19 protein-coding genes are annotated in these 16,414 nt (G+C 43.0%); 6 read left to right on the top strand and 13 right to left on the bottom strand.

Going from position 1 to position 16,414, the window contains the following annotated elements; translation table 11 throughout:
• Positions 1 to 4: 4 nt before the first annotated feature.
• Genes HMPREF0556_RS08705 through ssuE form a run of 4 tightly spaced genes read right to left on the bottom strand, consistent with a single transcriptional unit; the run spans position 5 to position 2,732 of the window.
• Complete coding sequence (locus HMPREF0556_RS08705) at positions 5 to 802, bottom strand: amino acid ABC transporter substrate-binding protein (protein WP_003757707.1); 798 nt, start codon at positions 800 to 802, stop codon at positions 5 to 7.
• A 14-nt stretch (positions 803 to 816) separates the two neighbouring features.
• Complete coding sequence (locus HMPREF0556_RS08700) at positions 817 to 1,623, bottom strand: amino acid ABC transporter substrate-binding protein (RefSeq protein WP_040486687.1); 807 nt, start codon at positions 1,621 to 1,623, stop codon at positions 817 to 819.
• 13 nt (positions 1,624 to 1,636) lie between these two features.
• Entirely contained in the window at positions 1,637 to 2,176 is a 540-nt protein-coding gene (locus HMPREF0556_RS08695; RefSeq protein ID WP_040486686.1) for a GNAT family N-acetyltransferase, read from the bottom strand.
• A 13-nt stretch (positions 2,177 to 2,189) separates the two neighbouring features.
• Positions 2,190 to 2,732 (bottom strand): NADPH-dependent FMN reductase, encoded by a 543-nt coding sequence (gene ssuE / locus HMPREF0556_RS08690; RefSeq protein ID WP_003757701.1) that lies wholly within the window; start codon positions 2,730 to 2,732, stop codon positions 2,190 to 2,192.
• Positions 2,733 to 2,958: 226 nt separating this feature from the next.
• Here ssuE and HMPREF0556_RS08685 point away from each other — a divergent pair, with 226 nt between their 5' ends.
• Positions 2,959 to 3,858: a LysR family transcriptional regulator gene (locus tag HMPREF0556_RS08685; RefSeq protein WP_040486685.1), complete on the top strand. Its 900-nt coding sequence runs from the start codon at positions 2,959 to 2,961 to the stop codon at positions 3,856 to 3,858.
• Positions 3,859 to 3,862: 4 nt separating this feature from the next.
• Here HMPREF0556_RS08685 and HMPREF0556_RS08680 read toward each other — a convergent pair whose 3' ends face one another.
• Entirely contained in the window at positions 3,863 to 4,627 is a 765-nt protein-coding gene (locus HMPREF0556_RS08680) for a flavodoxin family protein (protein ID WP_003757698.1), read from the bottom strand.
• A gap of 115 nt (positions 4,628 to 4,742) precedes the next feature.
• Positions 4,743 to 5,711 (bottom strand): YeiH family protein, encoded by a 969-nt coding sequence (locus HMPREF0556_RS08675; RefSeq protein ID WP_077904815.1) that lies wholly within the window; start codon positions 5,709 to 5,711, stop codon positions 4,743 to 4,745.
• A gap of 152 nt (positions 5,712 to 5,863) precedes the next feature.
• Between HMPREF0556_RS08675 and HMPREF0556_RS08670 the strand changes: the two genes are divergently transcribed.
• The gene (locus tag HMPREF0556_RS08670) at positions 5,864 to 6,748 is read left to right on the top strand and encodes a LysR family transcriptional regulator (RefSeq protein ID WP_003757694.1); all 885 of its coding nucleotides are present in this window, start codon (positions 5,864 to 5,866) and stop codon (positions 6,746 to 6,748) included.
• 181 nt (positions 6,749 to 6,929) lie between these two features.
• On the opposite strand, the gene HMPREF0556_RS08665 is transcribed toward HMPREF0556_RS08670, so the two are convergent.
• Positions 6,930 to 7,784 (bottom strand): CPBP family intramembrane glutamic endopeptidase, encoded by an 855-nt coding sequence (locus tag HMPREF0556_RS08665; RefSeq protein ID WP_003757692.1) that lies wholly within the window; start codon positions 7,782 to 7,784, stop codon positions 6,930 to 6,932.
• 124 nt (positions 7,785 to 7,908) lie between these two features.
• Here HMPREF0556_RS08665 and HMPREF0556_RS08660 point away from each other — a divergent pair, with 124 nt between their 5' ends.
• Positions 7,909 to 8,811: a MerR family transcriptional regulator gene (locus HMPREF0556_RS08660; RefSeq protein WP_003757690.1), complete on the top strand. Its 903-nt coding sequence runs from the start codon at positions 7,909 to 7,911 to the stop codon at positions 8,809 to 8,811.
• Between the two features lie 116 nt (positions 8,812 to 8,927).
• Here the strand turns inward: HMPREF0556_RS08660 and HMPREF0556_RS08655 are convergent, their stop codons facing one another.
• From HMPREF0556_RS08655 to norA, 5 genes are read right to left on the bottom strand one after another with little or no spacing between them, the layout of a single operon-like run.
• A complete protein-coding gene (locus HMPREF0556_RS08655; RefSeq protein ID WP_036107731.1) occupies positions 8,928 to 9,734 on the bottom strand; it encodes an ABC transporter ATP-binding protein in 807 nt (268 codons plus the stop codon).
• On the bottom strand, positions 9,734 to 10,768 hold the full coding sequence (locus HMPREF0556_RS08650; protein ID WP_003757686.1) for a FecCD family ABC transporter permease: 1,035 nt from the start codon (positions 10,766 to 10,768) through the stop codon (positions 9,734 to 9,736). The genes HMPREF0556_RS08655 and HMPREF0556_RS08650 overlap by 1 nt, the downstream gene beginning before the upstream one ends.
• The gene (locus HMPREF0556_RS08645) at positions 10,765 to 11,760 is read right to left on the bottom strand and encodes a FecCD family ABC transporter permease (protein WP_382311535.1); all 996 of its coding nucleotides are present in this window, start codon (positions 11,758 to 11,760) and stop codon (positions 10,765 to 10,767) included. The genes HMPREF0556_RS08650 and HMPREF0556_RS08645 overlap by 4 nt, the downstream gene beginning before the upstream one ends.
• A gap of 28 nt (positions 11,761 to 11,788) precedes the next feature.
• Positions 11,789 to 11,947, bottom strand: a complete 159-nt coding sequence (locus HMPREF0556_RS13210; protein ID WP_422119872.1) for a hypothetical protein — start codon at positions 11,945 to 11,947, stop codon at positions 11,789 to 11,791.
• Between the two features lie 21 nt (positions 11,948 to 11,968).
• On the bottom strand, positions 11,969 to 13,111 hold the full coding sequence (gene norA, locus HMPREF0556_RS08640; RefSeq protein WP_003757679.1) for a multidrug efflux MFS transporter NorA: 1,143 nt from the start codon (positions 13,109 to 13,111) through the stop codon (positions 11,969 to 11,971).
• 122 nt (positions 13,112 to 13,233) lie between these two features.
• Here norA and HMPREF0556_RS13035 point away from each other — a divergent pair, with 122 nt between their 5' ends.
• The 3 genes from HMPREF0556_RS13035 (at position 13,234) to HMPREF0556_RS08625 (ending at position 15,493) form a co-directional block, all read left to right on the top strand.
• On the top strand, positions 13,234 to 13,764 hold the full coding sequence (locus HMPREF0556_RS13035; protein WP_003757677.1) for a TetR/AcrR family transcriptional regulator: 531 nt from the start codon (positions 13,234 to 13,236) through the stop codon (positions 13,762 to 13,764).
• A 79-nt stretch (positions 13,765 to 13,843) separates the two neighbouring features.
• The gene (locus HMPREF0556_RS08630) at positions 13,844 to 14,914 is read left to right on the top strand and encodes an LLM class flavin-dependent oxidoreductase (protein ID WP_003757675.1); all 1,071 of its coding nucleotides are present in this window, start codon (positions 13,844 to 13,846) and stop codon (positions 14,912 to 14,914) included.
• Positions 14,915 to 14,926: 12 nt separating this feature from the next.
• The gene (locus tag HMPREF0556_RS08625) at positions 14,927 to 15,493 is read left to right on the top strand and encodes an NADPH-dependent FMN reductase (RefSeq protein WP_003757673.1); all 567 of its coding nucleotides are present in this window, start codon (positions 14,927 to 14,929) and stop codon (positions 15,491 to 15,493) included.
• Positions 15,494 to 15,658: 165 nt separating this feature from the next.
• On the opposite strand, the gene HMPREF0556_RS08620 is transcribed toward HMPREF0556_RS08625, so the two are convergent.
• Positions 15,659 to 16,408, bottom strand: a complete 750-nt coding sequence (locus tag HMPREF0556_RS08620) for a PRD domain-containing protein (RefSeq protein ID WP_003757671.1) — start codon at positions 16,406 to 16,408, stop codon at positions 15,659 to 15,661.
• Between the last annotated feature and the right edge of the window lie 6 nt (positions 16,409 to 16,414).

Here is a 16,414-nt window from a genome sequence, read left to right as displayed (position 1 = left end):
CTTCTTAATACTTCGATTTAGAATAATCTGCACCAAGCCATTTTTCGCTTAGTTTTTTCAAAGTCCCGTCATCAATGATCGACTGCAACGCTTTGTCGACATCTTTGCTTAATTTAGTTTCTTTCTTATGGAACATGAAGTAAACTTTTGCGTTTGACAATACATCGCCGACTACTTTTTCTTTGATGTCGCTTGTTTTATTTTGGAAATCCACGGCGAAAGGAGTTGAGATCGTTGCATCAGCGCGGCCCGTTTTCAATTGATTAGCCGTATCATTGGAGCCTTGACCTGCATAAGCGATCTTGAATTTATTGCCATTTTCTTCATTTACTTTTTTGAGGAAAGTTGCTTCATTACTTGTTGCGCTAGTGATCACACGTTTTCCTGCTAGATCGTCAATGCTTTTGATTGTCTTATTGTTTGCTAAAACTGTGAGTTGGATCGGAAAAACATTATACGCTACGTCATTAAATAAGAATTTTTGTGCCCGTTCTTTATTTTTTTCCATTTGGTGGGCGACCATATCTACTTTTTGGGAGCCGAGACTCACTAAGAGGTTAGAGAAGTCCATCGTTTTGAATTTAAATTTATAATTCGGCAGTCGTTTGTCGATCTCACGAATAAGTTCTACATCGTAGCCAGTCAATTTACCATTTTTATCAATAAAGCAAATGTTGGGAAATTGTGTTCCCGTTCCAACGGTGATCGTTTGTACCTTTTTGTCTGAGGCATCGGCGTTGGAGCAGGCCGTCAGTACTGTGAGTAATAGAACTGCAAGAATGCTTATTAATTTCTTTTTCATAAATATCCCCCTTTTTATTTAGCAAAGCTGGACTTGGAATAATCGCCGCCAAGCCACTTTTCACTCAATTTTTTTAATGTTCCGTCTTTTTCAAGTTCTTTGATGGCCGTATCCACTTCGTCCGCTAATTTTTTATTGTTTTTGGCAAAAATGAAATATACTTTGGTATCCAGGATTACTTTGCCGACTGTTTTTTGTTTTGCTGATTGTGTTTTGTTTTGAAAATCAACTGCAAACGGTGTGGAAAGTGTCGCATCTGCGCGTCCCGTTTCGATTTGGTTGGCGGCATCATTGGAGCCTTGGCCCGCATAGCGTAAATGGATCTTGTTGTCATTTTTCTTGTTGTAGTTGCGGATATAATCCGCGGCATTGCTGGTCGCGCCGACAATAACATTCTTGCCGTTTAGATCATCTAAGGTATGGATACTGTTATTGCTCTTTTTCGTGGTGATGTAGAGCGGTGAATAATTATATGGTTCTTGATTGAATAAAAATTGCTTTTCCCGTTCTTTGTTTTTCGCCATATTATGTGCCACGACATCGATCTTGCGATTTGCCAAACTTGTTAATAGGTTGGCAAAATCCATCGTTTTGAATTTAAATTGATAATCGGGAAGTTTCTTGTCAATCGCCCGCATAACTTCCACATCGTAACCAGTCAGTTTTCCGTTTTTATCAATAAAGCAGATATTCGGAAATTGTGTTCCAGTCCCAATAATAACTTGTTTTGGCCCACTTGATGCCTCCCCTTTTGCTCCGCAGCCCGAGAGCACGAGTGCCAGCAAAATTGCCCCTAAGATAATACGCCACTTTTTTCGCATTTGAACTCCCCTTTCATGTCCAGCTTGGAATTCCAAGCAAGCTTTCATCGAAACGTTCTGGTATCAATACTTTTCGCATCATCACCCCAACATCGCCATCGGGTGATTCATGTTCAAAATATACTTCATAGCCGCGTCTTTCATACATCGCCAGTAGCCATGGATGCTTCTTCGCTGAAGTCCCGAGTGTGAGCGCCGGTGCTTTGAGGGTATCTCGCAGCACCCGTTCTTCCACATAGGTCAACAATTTATTCCCGACTCCTTGGCCTTTGAGTTCCGGCTTCGTTGCAAACCACCAGACAAAAGGATATTTAGAAGGCGGGTTATTGCTTTCCCATGGAAAACGAATCGTGATCGTAGAGATGATCTCTCCATCGCGTTCCAATACAAACGCTGAGGAACGGATAATGTTTTCCGTTACCAATTTCAATGTAGCATTAGCCGATGGCCAGTCGATTCCCAAATCGCGGATCGGTTCAAAAGCATCTCTCAATAATTGTAAAAATGCCGGAGCATCCTCCACTTCTGCTAAACGAAAAATATCTGTCGTCATCTTGATTACCTCCTTATATATGAATCGGTCTTTTGAGTGCATCTTCAAACTCAGCAAGTGTTTGTGTCAGTCTGCTTTCTACTTCCTCTGCCAATTTAAATGTATTTTCCTCCGTAAGTTCTATTTGTTTATCGACTACGAATCTTCCGCGATGGATCAGCTCGGCACCAAGTTCTTTGATGACCGGATCCAAGGTGTATTGAATCGCTAGCACGTGGCCAACGGATCCTCCGATCGCAAGTGGTAAAACCGTCTTTCTTTCAAAAGCCTTTGGTGGCAGCAAGTCGAGGTAAGTTTTCAAGATACCGGAATAGGCTGCTTTAAAAATAGGAGTAAAAATAATGATTCCATCCGCTTCTAAAACTTTCTGATTAGCAGTTTGGATATCTACAGCTGCATAGTCAGCTTCGATCAGTGCACGTGCTTCGAGCTGATGCACTTGGATAATATCGATCTGAATTCGTTCCCGTTCCAAGTACTGCTTGGCGAACTGGATCAGCCCCGTCAGTCTAGATCGTTCCCGATTACCTCCGGCGATAAAAACAATTTTGGTCATTTCATTTCCTCCCTTTTCAATTCATACTCAATTACTTGGTTTTAATTACTATAGCGGATAAACGCATCCTTTTCCAATCAAAAAAAGTAATATCACACTTTAGTATTCTTAATAATTACCTATTCCCAACGCTATTCTTAGTATTTCAATCGGAATAACCATTGAATCTAACATCGCTTCATTGTATAATGTTAGAAATATCCAAAAAATCAAGGGGGCGATTTTATTGGAACTACGAGCTATCCAAACATTTACAACTATAGTCCAAGCCGGCAGTTTTCAAAAGGCGGCCAAGATATTGAATTATTCTCAGCCAACGATCTCGATGCGAATCAAACAGCTAGAACAGGACCTTGGCGTCCAATTGTTTGAACGCGGGAAAAGTTTGAAGCTGACAAAGGCTGGCAACATTTTTTATGAGCGTTCCAAGCAACTTTTGATCCAATATGAAGTGCTAGATCATACGATCTTCGACTTGCGTGCCGGCAATACTGGCGAGATCAAGATCGGTATTTCCGAACCAACTGCGAGCCTGGTACTTCCACACGTACTAACACCGTTTTTAGAAGAATATCCTAACTTGAACATTACCATTCTGGTGGAAGATGCGAATACTTGCAGCAAGAAGTTAGTGAAAGGTGAGATTGATTTTGCGATTTGCGGGGAGCCAGAATTGATATTGGAAAATTATTACAAAGTCTTCTACCGAGATTCACTCGATATTTTAGTCGCGGAAAAAAACCCGCTGGCATTGAAAGAAAGCGTGACGCTAGCAGATCTGAAAGAGGAGCGTTTTATTTTCACGCCTGCTAATTGCCCGATTCGGATCCAAATCGAGCAGGAATTGAAGCAGGCAATCGGCAGTACGTACAAGAAATTAGAGGTCTCCAGTAGCATGGCGCATAAACATTATGTAGCGCAGGATCTGGGCATTTCTATTTTCACGAAAACAGCGCATTTGAATACGGTTCCGGGCACAAAAGCGATTCCTGTGGAGGATCTCGATATCCATCCGCCAATCGGTATTTTGACTAACCAAAAAAAGGAATCCTTCGACATGATGACCGAAGAACTCCTTGAGCGGATAACCGCCTTTTTCCAAGCAAAAACGGAATTATCTTTATGAACGGCTATTTCCGCTTGTGGTTATGAACTGTTAGTGAATGTAGCATAATGGAAAGAAAGAGAAAGAAGATAATAACAAAAACAGCATAATCCACCCAAAAATTCGTCGTGTTGAACCAGCCGATCTTTTCAATCCCGACTTGGATACCACGAACGATCAATGTCGAAACTGCCAGCATAACGAATAACTGCACATATCTTTTCAAAACAAATCCTCCTCTGTCTAATTTTTGCCCGATTCTGCTCCCTACTTGTTTTGCTTCTTCTCTTTTTTTGGTAGGAAGCTGTTTTAAATGATAAGTTCCCGGCAGCACGATCTCGCCTACGCGGTGCATTCCTGCTGATGTGAATACTTGGTCGATCGTATTGAATGTGCCATTTGTTACTCCAGCTACTATGTTTTCAAAAGCACTTTTATAACATGAGGTAATGGAAATATACGTTTTATTTTTATAGCGCGTCGGCTTGACGTCGCCTCTTTTCGTCGTCGCTACAAACCTCGGCCGCATTGCATCTAAAAAGTTCTTCGCCAAGCCGCTGATGCCTCCCCAATAAGTGGGAGCCGCTAAGACGATACAGTCCGCATCTTCAATTTGTCGGCTGATTTTATTGATGACCGGGCCATTCATTTTCACATCATGATCCGCTAAATAAATGCAGTCGACTTCATTTCCTGCTTCAGCCGCGCCATCTAAAACAGCGTGGAGCATTTCGGCTGTCAGTCCCTCTTTATTGGTCGTCCCCAGAATCCCAATGACTTTTTTCATCATTCGTTCGCCTCCTTTTTGTTCAGATTATCACATGTAACCGGAAATGAAAATAGGGGATTTGCCTCAGGAATTAAAAGAGGAAGAAAACCCTCTAATTTTCTTCCTCTTTTAATTCCTATACAGAAAAATAAGTAGCTATCGCCAGCAGAATGGAAGTGATCCCCATCGCCAACAACGGACGCAGCGCTTTTTCTTTCAATCCTTTCAAATGAACATTAAGTCCTAGCCCAGTCATCGCCATCGTTAGCAAGAACGACGTCAAAAAAGAGATAAAAGCTAATAGCTGATTTGAAAGATGGATGTAATTGCCAAGCACGTAGCTACCGAATAAACTCATCGCGATAAAGCCAAGCAGGAACCATGGGAAGCTCACTTTCGTTTGCGTCCCGCCTGATTGTTTTTCGCGGCGTTTCATCCAATATACTAAAATAAAACTTAAAGGTACTAATAAAAGTACTCGGCCCAGTTTTGCTAGTAAGGCGATCGCAAGCGCATCTTTCCCAGCCGGCTCTGCAGCCAGGGCAACGTGCGCGATCTCATGCAGACTTACCCCTGACCAAATACCATATTGTGTTGCTGATATCGGCAGAAATTGTAGCAATACGGTATAGCCGACCGCGAATATCGTTCCGACTAAAGCGATGATCCCGGCTCCGATCGCCGAATCCTCTTCCTTTGCTTTCAAAATTGGCGAAACAGCCGCGATCGCTGCCGCTCCGCAAACGCCTGTCCCGATTCCTAGCAAAAGTGCCAGCTGCATATCTGCTTTCAGCCACTTCGCGATCAGTAGCGTCAAGCCGATCGAAAACAGAATCGTTAAGATATCTCGAGCTAAAAGGCCTAGTCCTTGATGTAACACCGTATCGATGTTTAATTTCAAGCCAAACAAAATAATCGCAAAGCGCAGTAATTTCTGCGAAGAAAATTGAACGCCACTGCGGATTTTTTCCGGATACCCGGCGATTTGGCGATAAATGATTGCTAAAATAATCGCACAAGCCAGTGGTCCTAACAAATGCAGACCTGGTAATGCTGCCAGCAAATAGCCGGCTACTGCCACTATAAAGGTGAAAATTATCCCCATCGCAAAGGGAATTGCTTTTTTATTTACCACTTATCTGTTACCCCCTTCATTCTCTCTTTACTATAAGCGGAGATCAATCATTAGTAAAATCAATTATTTATATATTAATCATTGAGATTTTCTATTATAATCAGAGAAAAGGAGGTTTTCAAGTGGAACATTTACTAACCGTTTTTATCGCTGTCACAGAGCACGGCAGTTTTACTAAAGCAGGCAGCTATCTCCATCTGACTCAGCCAACAGTCACAGCTAGTATCAAACAGCTGGAACGTAAATATAATGCTGTTTTATTAGACCGCACTAACAAATATGTCCGCTTGACCAAATCCGGCGAAGTTGTCTATCATTATGCTAAAAAAATGCAGCAGTACCAAATCAAGATGGAAAACGTTTTGGCCGATATGCACCAAAACGCCGCCGGTACAGTAACTATCGGCGCCAGCTATACCTACGGCGAATATATGCTTCCCGCTGTTATCGCCAAATTGCGAGCTACTTATCCCAATATCACGCCAGTCATCACGATCCAGAATTCAGAAAACATTTTAGACTTGCTGGCACATAACCAGCTGGACATCGGCATTATTGAGAAAAAACTGACCAACGATGTACTTACTATTCAGCCATTTCAAAATGATGAATTGGTATGTGTTTTCCCAGCAGATCATCCCGCTCTTCAAAAAAATCCATTGCTCCCAGCAGATTTAACTAAGGAAGATTGGATCATTCGTGAGGAAGGATCTGGAACAAGAGAAATGCAGATGGCTTTCTTGGAACGCGAAGCAATCCGTCTAGAAAAAATACCACTTGTCTTCAGCAGTACACAACCAATCAAGGAAGCGATCAAACTTGGACTCGGAATCTCCTTACTGTCACGGTTGTCAATACAAGCTGAGCTAGCAAGTGGTGAATTCCTTATGATCCAAGATCCAGCATTCACGATCAGCCGCTCGTTTTCGCTGGTGAAAAATAAAAATGATTATCCGCTGAAAATCACCGAATTAGTCGAAGCGATTATTTATAGCATGGCAAATTAAATCTGGTGGTCAGACACGCATCTATTTATTGGCATAGAAAAACACGGATAGGATCTCTATCCGTGCCAGCACAAAAAATGATTAAATTCTAGGCAAAGTCGAGTACGTATTTGTGACGCGTGAATCGAAACGTAGGCTTTAACGACGAAAATGAGCGTTTTTCAGGCAAGCTATTCGCTATTTACTTCCACTCTTCCCTATAAAAGCCGGTTTCAGGTAACGGGATCGTCTTCAATTGTCTCCAAGCACTCACGACAAGTGGTATGTAAATCACTATGAAAGCAGTGTTTACTATTAGAGAAGACATTGCTTGCGAAGGATCGGAACTGATGTAGGAAACTGAGTTCGTCCCAGAAAAGATAAGTGATCCCACCATAAGCAATAAGTCCGAGGCTCCATGAACGAGAGCGATGCCCCAGATGTTTCGGGTTTTCAAGTAGATAGCACCGAAGAAGAAACCAGCCATTCCGGCACTAATTGTTTTCAAAAGTGCTTGCAACAGCCCCAAGCCGCTTAGATCCAATCCTGTCTGGAACCAAGAAAGCAAGATATGAGCGAAACCGAAGATAAAACCGCCAATGGCAACCGCAGCGATAAGTCCTTGACGCGTTTTGCCCATTTTCACTAAGAAAGCTTGCAAAATCACACCGCGAAATAATCCTTCTTCAAATAAGCCGAGCAATAGATAGAAAATCACCGCTTGAAGAAGCATGATCAACCAATCTGGGTGTACAGCCCGATTGGAAGAAATAGCAGCAACAATAGTAAAGACACATCCCAAAATTCCTGGTAGAAGATAAAGCATGCTCTTTCTAAAGGTAAAGCCGATTCCTTGCCGTTTGAATTTAATAAGCGTGGTGCCGCCTATAGCAACAAGGAGAAGCATCGTCAGTAGCGTCAGTGGTATTTCTTGGTGCAGTTTCTCTAGGACTGTATCGCCAGCTGGAACCGTCAACAGGATGATGAAGGCAACGGTCAAGGCGAAAAAAGCCGTAAGCAAAGGGTATTTCCTTAAAAAGGTTCGTAATTTTATCATATTTGATTCTCCTTTAGTTAGAAGCTAGAACATTTGATTGGTGTCTAGCTTTCTATTATACTAAACTGTGATGTAACATCATAGTCAAGCATAAAATCAAATTTTTTTATATAAGGAGAACTTTATGAACGAAACAATGACCGCAAGTGCGTTTGCCAAGCTATGTAATACGACAAAAGCAACCCTTCGCTGGTATCGTAAAATAGGTGTATTAGAACCAGTTCAAGTAGGAAGCAATGGCTACGCTTATTATACAGTCGATCAAATGATCGAGTTCCGTATTATTCAGACATTGCAAAGCATTGGATATTCTCTCGAACAGATAAAGGCATACAATAATGGGGGCTTAGCCGAAACAGCTTCTTTCTATGACGAGCAGATCAGCCTGCTTGATCAGCGAATTACGGAACTGAATGAGAAACGTAATTTCTTGAAACACTTGCGAAGTGTCCAAAGCGAGCTAACTGATAAGTGGGGAGAACATCCGAAAGATGGGGATTGGCACATTCGGTTCTGCCAAAAGGAATCTTACTTGGTAATGAATGCGCCTATCAACGATACTTCTGTTTATCTGCAGCGCTTAGCAAACTTCCAACAATTATGCCAACAGATCGGACTTGGTACTAACGCTCCCATTGCGATGTTTTTTAATGAGAAAACCCTCGCTAAGCGGGAATTTGCCGAAGGATATTGTATCGCAACAAAAATCAGCGATCCTACTGCCATAAAGGAAAAACTTGCTCATCTAGATGCGGGAAACATAGAAATGCCTTACCTCATTTCCAGAGAAGCGGGCAATTATTTCGCCTACCTCACCACCCTCCCACTTGCCGAAGATGCTACCATTACTACAGATGTCGTCCCTTTCAGCAACCCTATGATCAATGGTCAAAATGCAGCGCTGGATCTTGCTTTACGGGAAGGCGCCACGCTGGAAATGGGATTGCTAGAAAGCTCACTTGCAGCGCCACCGCAGAAAGATGGGGGACAGCGGCTGTTTTTGGAATTGCTATTTGCAGCTTTTTGATAGAAAGAAACAGCAAAAAAAGACTGGCTGTCCAAATTTGGAGCAGTCAGTCTTTTGCTTGATAAACTTATTTTCTTTATAACTTAATTTATCCGATCCCAAAGTAGATCGCTCTTTTACTTCTTATCCCGGTGATACCTTCCTTTCGGCACAACGAGTGGCGTTCCAGAAACAGGATCCGTGATCACCGTACAGTCTAGCGCAAATACTTCTTTGATCAACTCGCTAGTAATGACCGATGAGGCTTTCCCCTCTGCGATCAATACACCTTCTTTAAGGGCAAAAACATGCTCCGCGTAGCGAACAGCCAAATTAATATCGTGCAGAACCATCACGATCGTGGTTCCATATTTACGGTTGAGATCCGTTAGCAGATCCAATATCTCGACTTGGTACGTGATATCGAGAAAGGTCGTTGGTTCGTCAAGAAACAAAATATCCGTTTGCTGAGCTAATGCCATCGCAATCCAGACACGCTGTTTCTGTCCTCCCGACAATGCCTCGATATCTCGATTGGCAAAAGCAGTGATATCCATCATTTCCATTGCTTCTGCTACTGCTTCATAATCCGCTTTTGACATACTGCTAAGCAAAGAATGATGCGGATAACGTCCGCGGCTGATCAGGTCAACTACTGTGATCCCCTCCGGCAAGACACGTTCTTGCGGAAGAACGCCAAGTGTTCTGGCAAATTCTTTCGCAGGGATCTTGCTGATTGCTTTGCCGTCTAGGATCACTTCTCCAGACATTGGCTTGATCAGCTTTGCCATGGTTTTCAACAGCGTCGATTTCCCGCAACCATTGGCTCCAATGATCACACTGATCTCGCCATCCAGTAGTTTCAGGTCGATATCATGGAGAATCGTTTTGCGGTCATAGCCCGCTGTCAGTTTTTCCACCCTGAACTCATGTTTTCGTTCCATCATAATTCTCCTTTTCGATTCATTCGAATAAGTAGCCAAATCAAGTATGGTGCGCCGACAAGCCCTGTCAAAACACCAACTGGGAAGCGGTAAGCAAATTGACCAACCAGATCCGCTGCTAAGACCAAACTCGCCCCCACAAGACCTGCTGGCAGACTATTTGCTTTCACCCCGCTGCCAACTAGCCGATTTGTGATCGGACCTGCTAGAAAACAAATAAAAGCGATCGGACCAGTTGTTGCCGTTGCCATGGCAAGCATCAGAACCGTGCTGATTATTAGAATGATCCGTGTCCGATCCGTCGCTACCCCAAGTGAAGCAGCTGTCTGCTCGCCAAGTTCCAGCATCGTCAGACTTTTCCCACAAAACAACACGATAACCGTAAAAATAAGAACAGTAATGATCAGCGGCGGGAGCTCCTCTGACTGGACGCCGTTCAAACTACCATTCAGCCATCGCAGTGCTGCCGGGATATCCTGTTGTTCACTAACAATCAGCAGATACGATATAAACGCGTCCAACATCGCCTGCATCCCGATCCCGATCAAAATCAGCCGACCGATTGAAAATGCTCTTCCTTGCGCTAAAAAGTAAATCACAAGCACTGTTGCCAAGCCACCTACAATGGAAGCAATAGAAACAACTGTCTGGCTAGTATGAAAGACAATAATACATAAAACCGCTGCTGCACTCGAACCTGAACTGATCCCTAAAACGTTCGGATTTGCCAACGGATTGCGTAAAATCGTTTGAAATACATAGCCGGCGATGCCAAATGCAAAACCGGCAAATAGACCTGCGAGCATTCGAGGCAACCTTAGCTCACTAATGGTAAACGAAACGCCGGGAACTTGCTCACCCAATAAAGCTCGGAAGACATCTTGGACAGGGTAGATCGTATGACCAAGCATCAGCATCGCTATGCAAAGACCAATTGTCAATAGCGCAAGCAAACTGGTAACAACGATCCAGCGCGCCTGTCTTTTTCTTGCACCTGCAAGGATAAATTTTATATCTCCTGTACTATTTTTCATAATGACCGCACTCTCAATCTTTTTGCTAATACAATCAGGATCGGCGCGCCAATAAACGCAGTAACGATTCCGACATTGATCTCACCCGGACTGGCGATCACACGACCAATAATATCCGCAAGTGTCAAAATGATTGCGCCGGAAAGTGCCGATATTGGAATAAGCAGCCGTAGATCTGGTCCCACTAGCAGTCGCGTCACATGCGTAGCTAGCAAACCGATAAAACCGATCGGTCCTGCTAGCGCAGTTGCCGCAGCGCACAGAATCACACCACCGGAAGCCGCACTTAACCGTAAAACACCTGGCTTGACGCCAAGTCCAGAAGCAACATCATCTCCAAGTGCAAGGGCATTGAGCGCCGGCGCCGTTAACAAGGCAATGCCAAAGCCGATGATCAAAAATGGCAAAAAAGCAGTGATCCCATTCCAAGTTGCAGAACCGACACTCCCTACTTGCCAAAAACGGAACTGATCCATGGCATAACTATTCGGAAGCATGACTGCGACCACAAGTGAAGAAAGAGCTGCACTTATGGCAGCTCCCGATAATACCAACTTGAGTGGCGTAACTCCCCCGCGTCCGGCCGCTCCGATACCAAATACCAAGACCGCCGTAAGACCCGCTCCCAGCAAAGCCAGCCAAATATAAGCACTAGCCGTACTGATTTGAAAAAAGGCGATTCCGCAGACTACGAATAAGCTAGCTCCCATATTGACTCCTAAAATGCTCGGATCAGCAAGCGGATTTCGTGTCACAGCCTGCATCAGGGAACCGGCAACGCCTAAAGCTGCTCCGCATAATAAGCTGAACACCGTTCGCGATAGCCGTTTCTGAACGATATTCGCACCATAGGAATCCGATTGATGATAAAACAAGCCGTCCATCAATTCATGGAAATTTACAAACCGAGCCCCTAAGCATAGCGACAATATCACACTGATGATAAGCAGCAGGCCGAGAAACATGACAAGTCTTTTCACCTTTTTCGGCATGATCTTGCTTACGTGCTTAAATGCTGGTTTATTCATCAACTTTATCAGCAGCTTTTCCTAACAGCTTCAAATAATCATCGATCGTGTATTCAATAGAAAGTGGCGTTGGCGTTCCAGCTGCAACAAGTGGCGTATCGCTAGCGATAAATGCTACCGAACCACGTTTGATCGCTGGGATCTTGCTCAACAAGGAAACAATCGTTTCCTTTTAGGCCTCATGTGCAAATTTATGGAAAATCAAAATCACACTTCCAACTAAGAAAAAAGCAATGGCGATGTAGATCGGATAGTGAATATCAAAATCATACACTAATCCGGCAAACAATGGGCCGATCAAGTTACCAACACTTGTAGCTGCTGAGTTCAATCCGCCAGCCGTTCCTTGATTCGCACCACCTAAGATCGAGAAATAATTTGTCATCGCCGGTCGAATCAAGTCAAACCCGATAAACATGACAAAACTGATCACCATGATCCAGCCGTAACTGTTTGAAATCGAGAATAAGCCGAAAATAATAATGGAATAAACTAATGAAATAAAGACCAGCTTGATCTCTCCGATTCGATGCACGACCCGTTCAAACAAACCGATTTGAAAAATCACCCCAATAATAGCACCACCTGTGATCGCGATCGAGATATCCTTTGGTGTGTAGCTCGCTTTATCTGCCGTATATAGTGGAAACATCGTCTCGATCGAAGAGATGCCATACGAAAGAATAAACATAATGATTACTGGAACAATAAAAGGTTTGTAAGAAAAAGCTTTTTTCAAATGCGTCTTTTCTGTCAGCTCCTCTGGCTGGTTCGTTTCTTCCAGCATAAACACCGAACTTAAAAAAGCAAGTATGCCCAATGCCCCAGCAAAAATAAACGGCGCACGATGCGAGATCTCTGCCAGAAAGCCGCCGATCCCTGGACCTACGATAAAACCGGTGTTGATTACTGCTGACATGTAGCTAAAGTTCTTTGCTCGTGTTGCCTTGGTCGAAAGGTCACCGATCATGCCATTAACGCCCGGCATGATGAAAGCCGCACTCACCCCGCCGAGAATTCGGGAAAGCATCAGAATGCTCAGCGAACCTCCCATCGCAAAAATAAACTCAGAGATTGAAAACAACAATAAGCCGATACAAATAATTTTTTTCTTGCCAAATTTATCTGCAGCTCTTCCGCTAAACGGGGAGCCTATCATTTGAAATAATGCAAAGACCGATACCAATACGCCCAGATCCCCACCTGTCAGATCAAGGTCTTTCAGAATCGTCGGTAGGACTGGAATCACGATACTGATTCCTAAAAAAACTAAAAATACGTTGAAGTAGAGGATATTTAATTTACTATTTTTCAATTAAAAACCACCTTTCTATACATTCTCACTTGTAGATAAGAAAGTTGTTTGATAAAATTTACTATACTAAACGTTCAGTACAGTAGTCAACCTTTATCGAAACTTAGGAGGCCATAAATTAATTGGTAAACAAACGAAAAGTGATTCTGACAACCGCTGCAAAAATCATTTATGAAGAAGGTATGCAGAAACTGACCATGGAGAATATCGCTAGCCACTGTGAAATGACAAAGGGCGGCTTATTATATCATTTTAAAAGTAAAAGCGATCTGCTACTACAAATGAATCAGATGGTAATTGAAGAATACGAAGCGAAAATCGAAGCTTATCAGCACGAATTGCAAGGTAAAAACATCTATACCCGTGCGTATGCCCTCGTCACCCTAGATTATATCAATAATAGTGAGAATATTTTGTTCCCCGCCGTTTTCATTTCTTCACACGAGCATAAAGAAAGCAAGCAGTTATGGGATACGTATAATGAAAAATGGGATCTTGAATTTGAAAAAGATGAAGCTGATTCGGAAGAGATATTAGCGCTCCGCCTAATGTGCGATGGCATCTGGTTTAGCATCATGTACAATTATACCTATGATACGAAAGAGCCGATCATTCAATTGATTCAAAAGTATTGCCGACTATTAGAAAAATGAGCACTATTTTTTACTTATTTTTAGTAAGGTGTTAATATTAAATAAGTGATAAAGTCCATAAAAGAAAGGTCGTCGCAAAATGAATCAAAATCCTTATATGCCTACATTTGATCCCAAAAAAGGATTGGAATTTGGCATTTATACTCTTGGAGATCATTTGACAAATCCACATACTGGAACAAAGATCTCTGCACAAGAACGTTTGAAGCAAATCAAAGAAATGGCTGTTTTAAGCGAGCAAGCAGGCCTTGATGTCTTCGTTGTCGGTGAGAGTCATCAGGACGGATTCGTTTCTCAAGCCCATGCTATCTTGTTGGCAGCAATCGCCGAAGCCACCAGTAAAATAAAAATCTCTAGTGGCTCTACGATCATTAGCACTTCTGATCCCGTCCGTGTTTTCGAGAATTTCTCTACGATCGATCTATTATCAAATGGACGCGCTGAAATCGTTGCCGGTCGTGCATCGCGCGTTGGTTTATTCGAGTTGTTGGGCTACGACCTAGCGGATTACGAAGAATTATTTGAAGAAAAATTTGATCTGCTTCTACAAATCAATCGATCAGAGTATTTAAATTGGAGCGGAAATTTCCGCAAACCACTTCGAAATGCCCATGTTCTGCCCCGACCGTTAAATGGTCATCTGCCGATTTGGCGTGCCGTTGGAGGTTCTCCGCAAAGCGCAATCAAAGCCGGTCGTGCAGGCGTCCCGATGTACATGGCTCATTTAGGCGGACCTGCTTCTGTCTTCAAACACACGATCGACAGCTATCGGGAAGCAGCAGACAGTAGCGGTTTCGATGCTAAATCGTTACCGATCGCAACTGCCGGATTTTTCTACGCTGCTGAAGATACGAAAACTGCTTTGCGCGAATATTATCCGCATATCAATGAAGGAATGCGGGTAACAAACGGACAAGGATTCCCTAAACAGGCTTTTGCCCAAGCCCAAGATAAACGCAGCATCATCAATGTCGGCTCTCCCGACGAGATCATCGAAAAAATTCTTTATCAGCACGAAATGTTTGAAAATCAGCGCTATATCGCGCAATTGGATTTTGGCGGTGTTCCTTTCGACAAAATCATGTCCAATATCGAACTGATTGGGGAAAAGATCCTTCCCGCAGTCAAAAAGTATACCGCGCAAAAATAGGAGGATAATCAGATGAAAGTAACTCTATTAGCAACTTCTGTGGTCGGCAGAAAGACCCGTTCAAGCTTAGAATTGGCAAAATCGATTCTTACGGAAAAATTCCCTACTATTGAATGCACGTTACTTGATTTAAAAGAATTGGATCTTATCTTCAGTGACGGTCGCAACTACTTGGATTATCAAGGCGATACTTTGCTCGTGACCAAAACATTAATGGAATCTGACATTATTTTGATCGGCACGCCAACTTTCCAAGCTTCGATCCCCGGCACGTTGAAAAATGTATTTGACCTGCTTCCGCCAAAAGCTTTTTTCAGAAAAACAGTCAGCGTCATTGCGACTGCTGGTTCTCCTAAACATTATCTCATGGTGGAAAATCAGCTCAAACCGATTCTTAATTACATGAAAGCAAATGTCGTTCCCAATTATGTTTTTTTGGAAGATCGGGATTTTGATCAGCAGAAGGTCATCAATGACGATGTCCATTTCCGGCTTGAGACCCTGATTGAAGATACGATCGTCCTCTCGCGGACATATCAACGGATTTGGGAAGAACAAGAAGCAGAATATGATTTTTAAAAGAAACGCCGCTCATTTGTAAGCGGCGTTTCTTTGTTGGTTTTTATCCATTTCGGGCACTTTTTCGTAAGCGCTCGATGTGTAAAACGAGGTATCCTACTTCCTCTTTAAGAGGCTCGCACTTATATTCTGCAGCTAAGTATTGGTTGATCTTCTTCGCGCATATCAACATATCAACGTATCCCGATAATTTTCGCTAATCAGCTGTGTCAGCATATCTATCTCTGACTCCTCTGACTTTCCCACCTGTCGTGATTCGAGCATCCGGTAAAGGTAATACTTCAAATGGGTCACGAAACGAATATAATCGATCGATTCCCGATTGATTTGGATGTTGTAAAAGCCGTTGATCAAATCAATGATATCCCGTACAATCAGCGAAAGCTTTTCTGTTTCTTTGATGAGCAAGTTTCCTTTGTTGGCATTCACAAAGTGTAATGCGATCGCGTAAGCATCTTCTGAGGGGAGATCCGCGTCTATTTGCGTATTGATATAATCGATTGCTTCATATCCGGCGCGGACTTCCAGCGGGAAAAGGGTTTTCATCTCCCACTGCAGCGGCGATTTGATGCGGTATTCTTGCTGGGCACATTCTACAGCAAACTGGATATGATCTGCCAAAGAGAGAATAATGCCGAAATTAAATTGCTGTCTAGTCGCTGCTTCTCCTAGCGCCGCTATTTTCTCAGCGATTTTCAAATAAAACTCCGGTACCGCCGCAATGACCTCTTCGATCTGCGTGGATGCAAGCTCATTTTGTGCTTTAAAAACGCGAGATACTTTATTAATATCGATCTCGTCCCCGATTTTCTTTCCAAAACTGATTCCTTTTCCAATAACGATCAGCTCTTCACCTTCTTGACTGACCATCGCAATATTGTTGTTGAGTGGTTGTTTGAGTATGATTGGAATCACCTGACT

The sequence above is a fragment of the Listeria grayi DSM 20601 genome (genome assembly GCF_000148995.1).
Lineage (GTDB): Bacteria > Bacillota > Bacilli > Lactobacillales > Listeriaceae > Listeria > Listeria grayi.
Note: the sequence above shows the minus strand (reverse complement) of the source record. Positions and strands in the feature narration are given on the sequence as shown.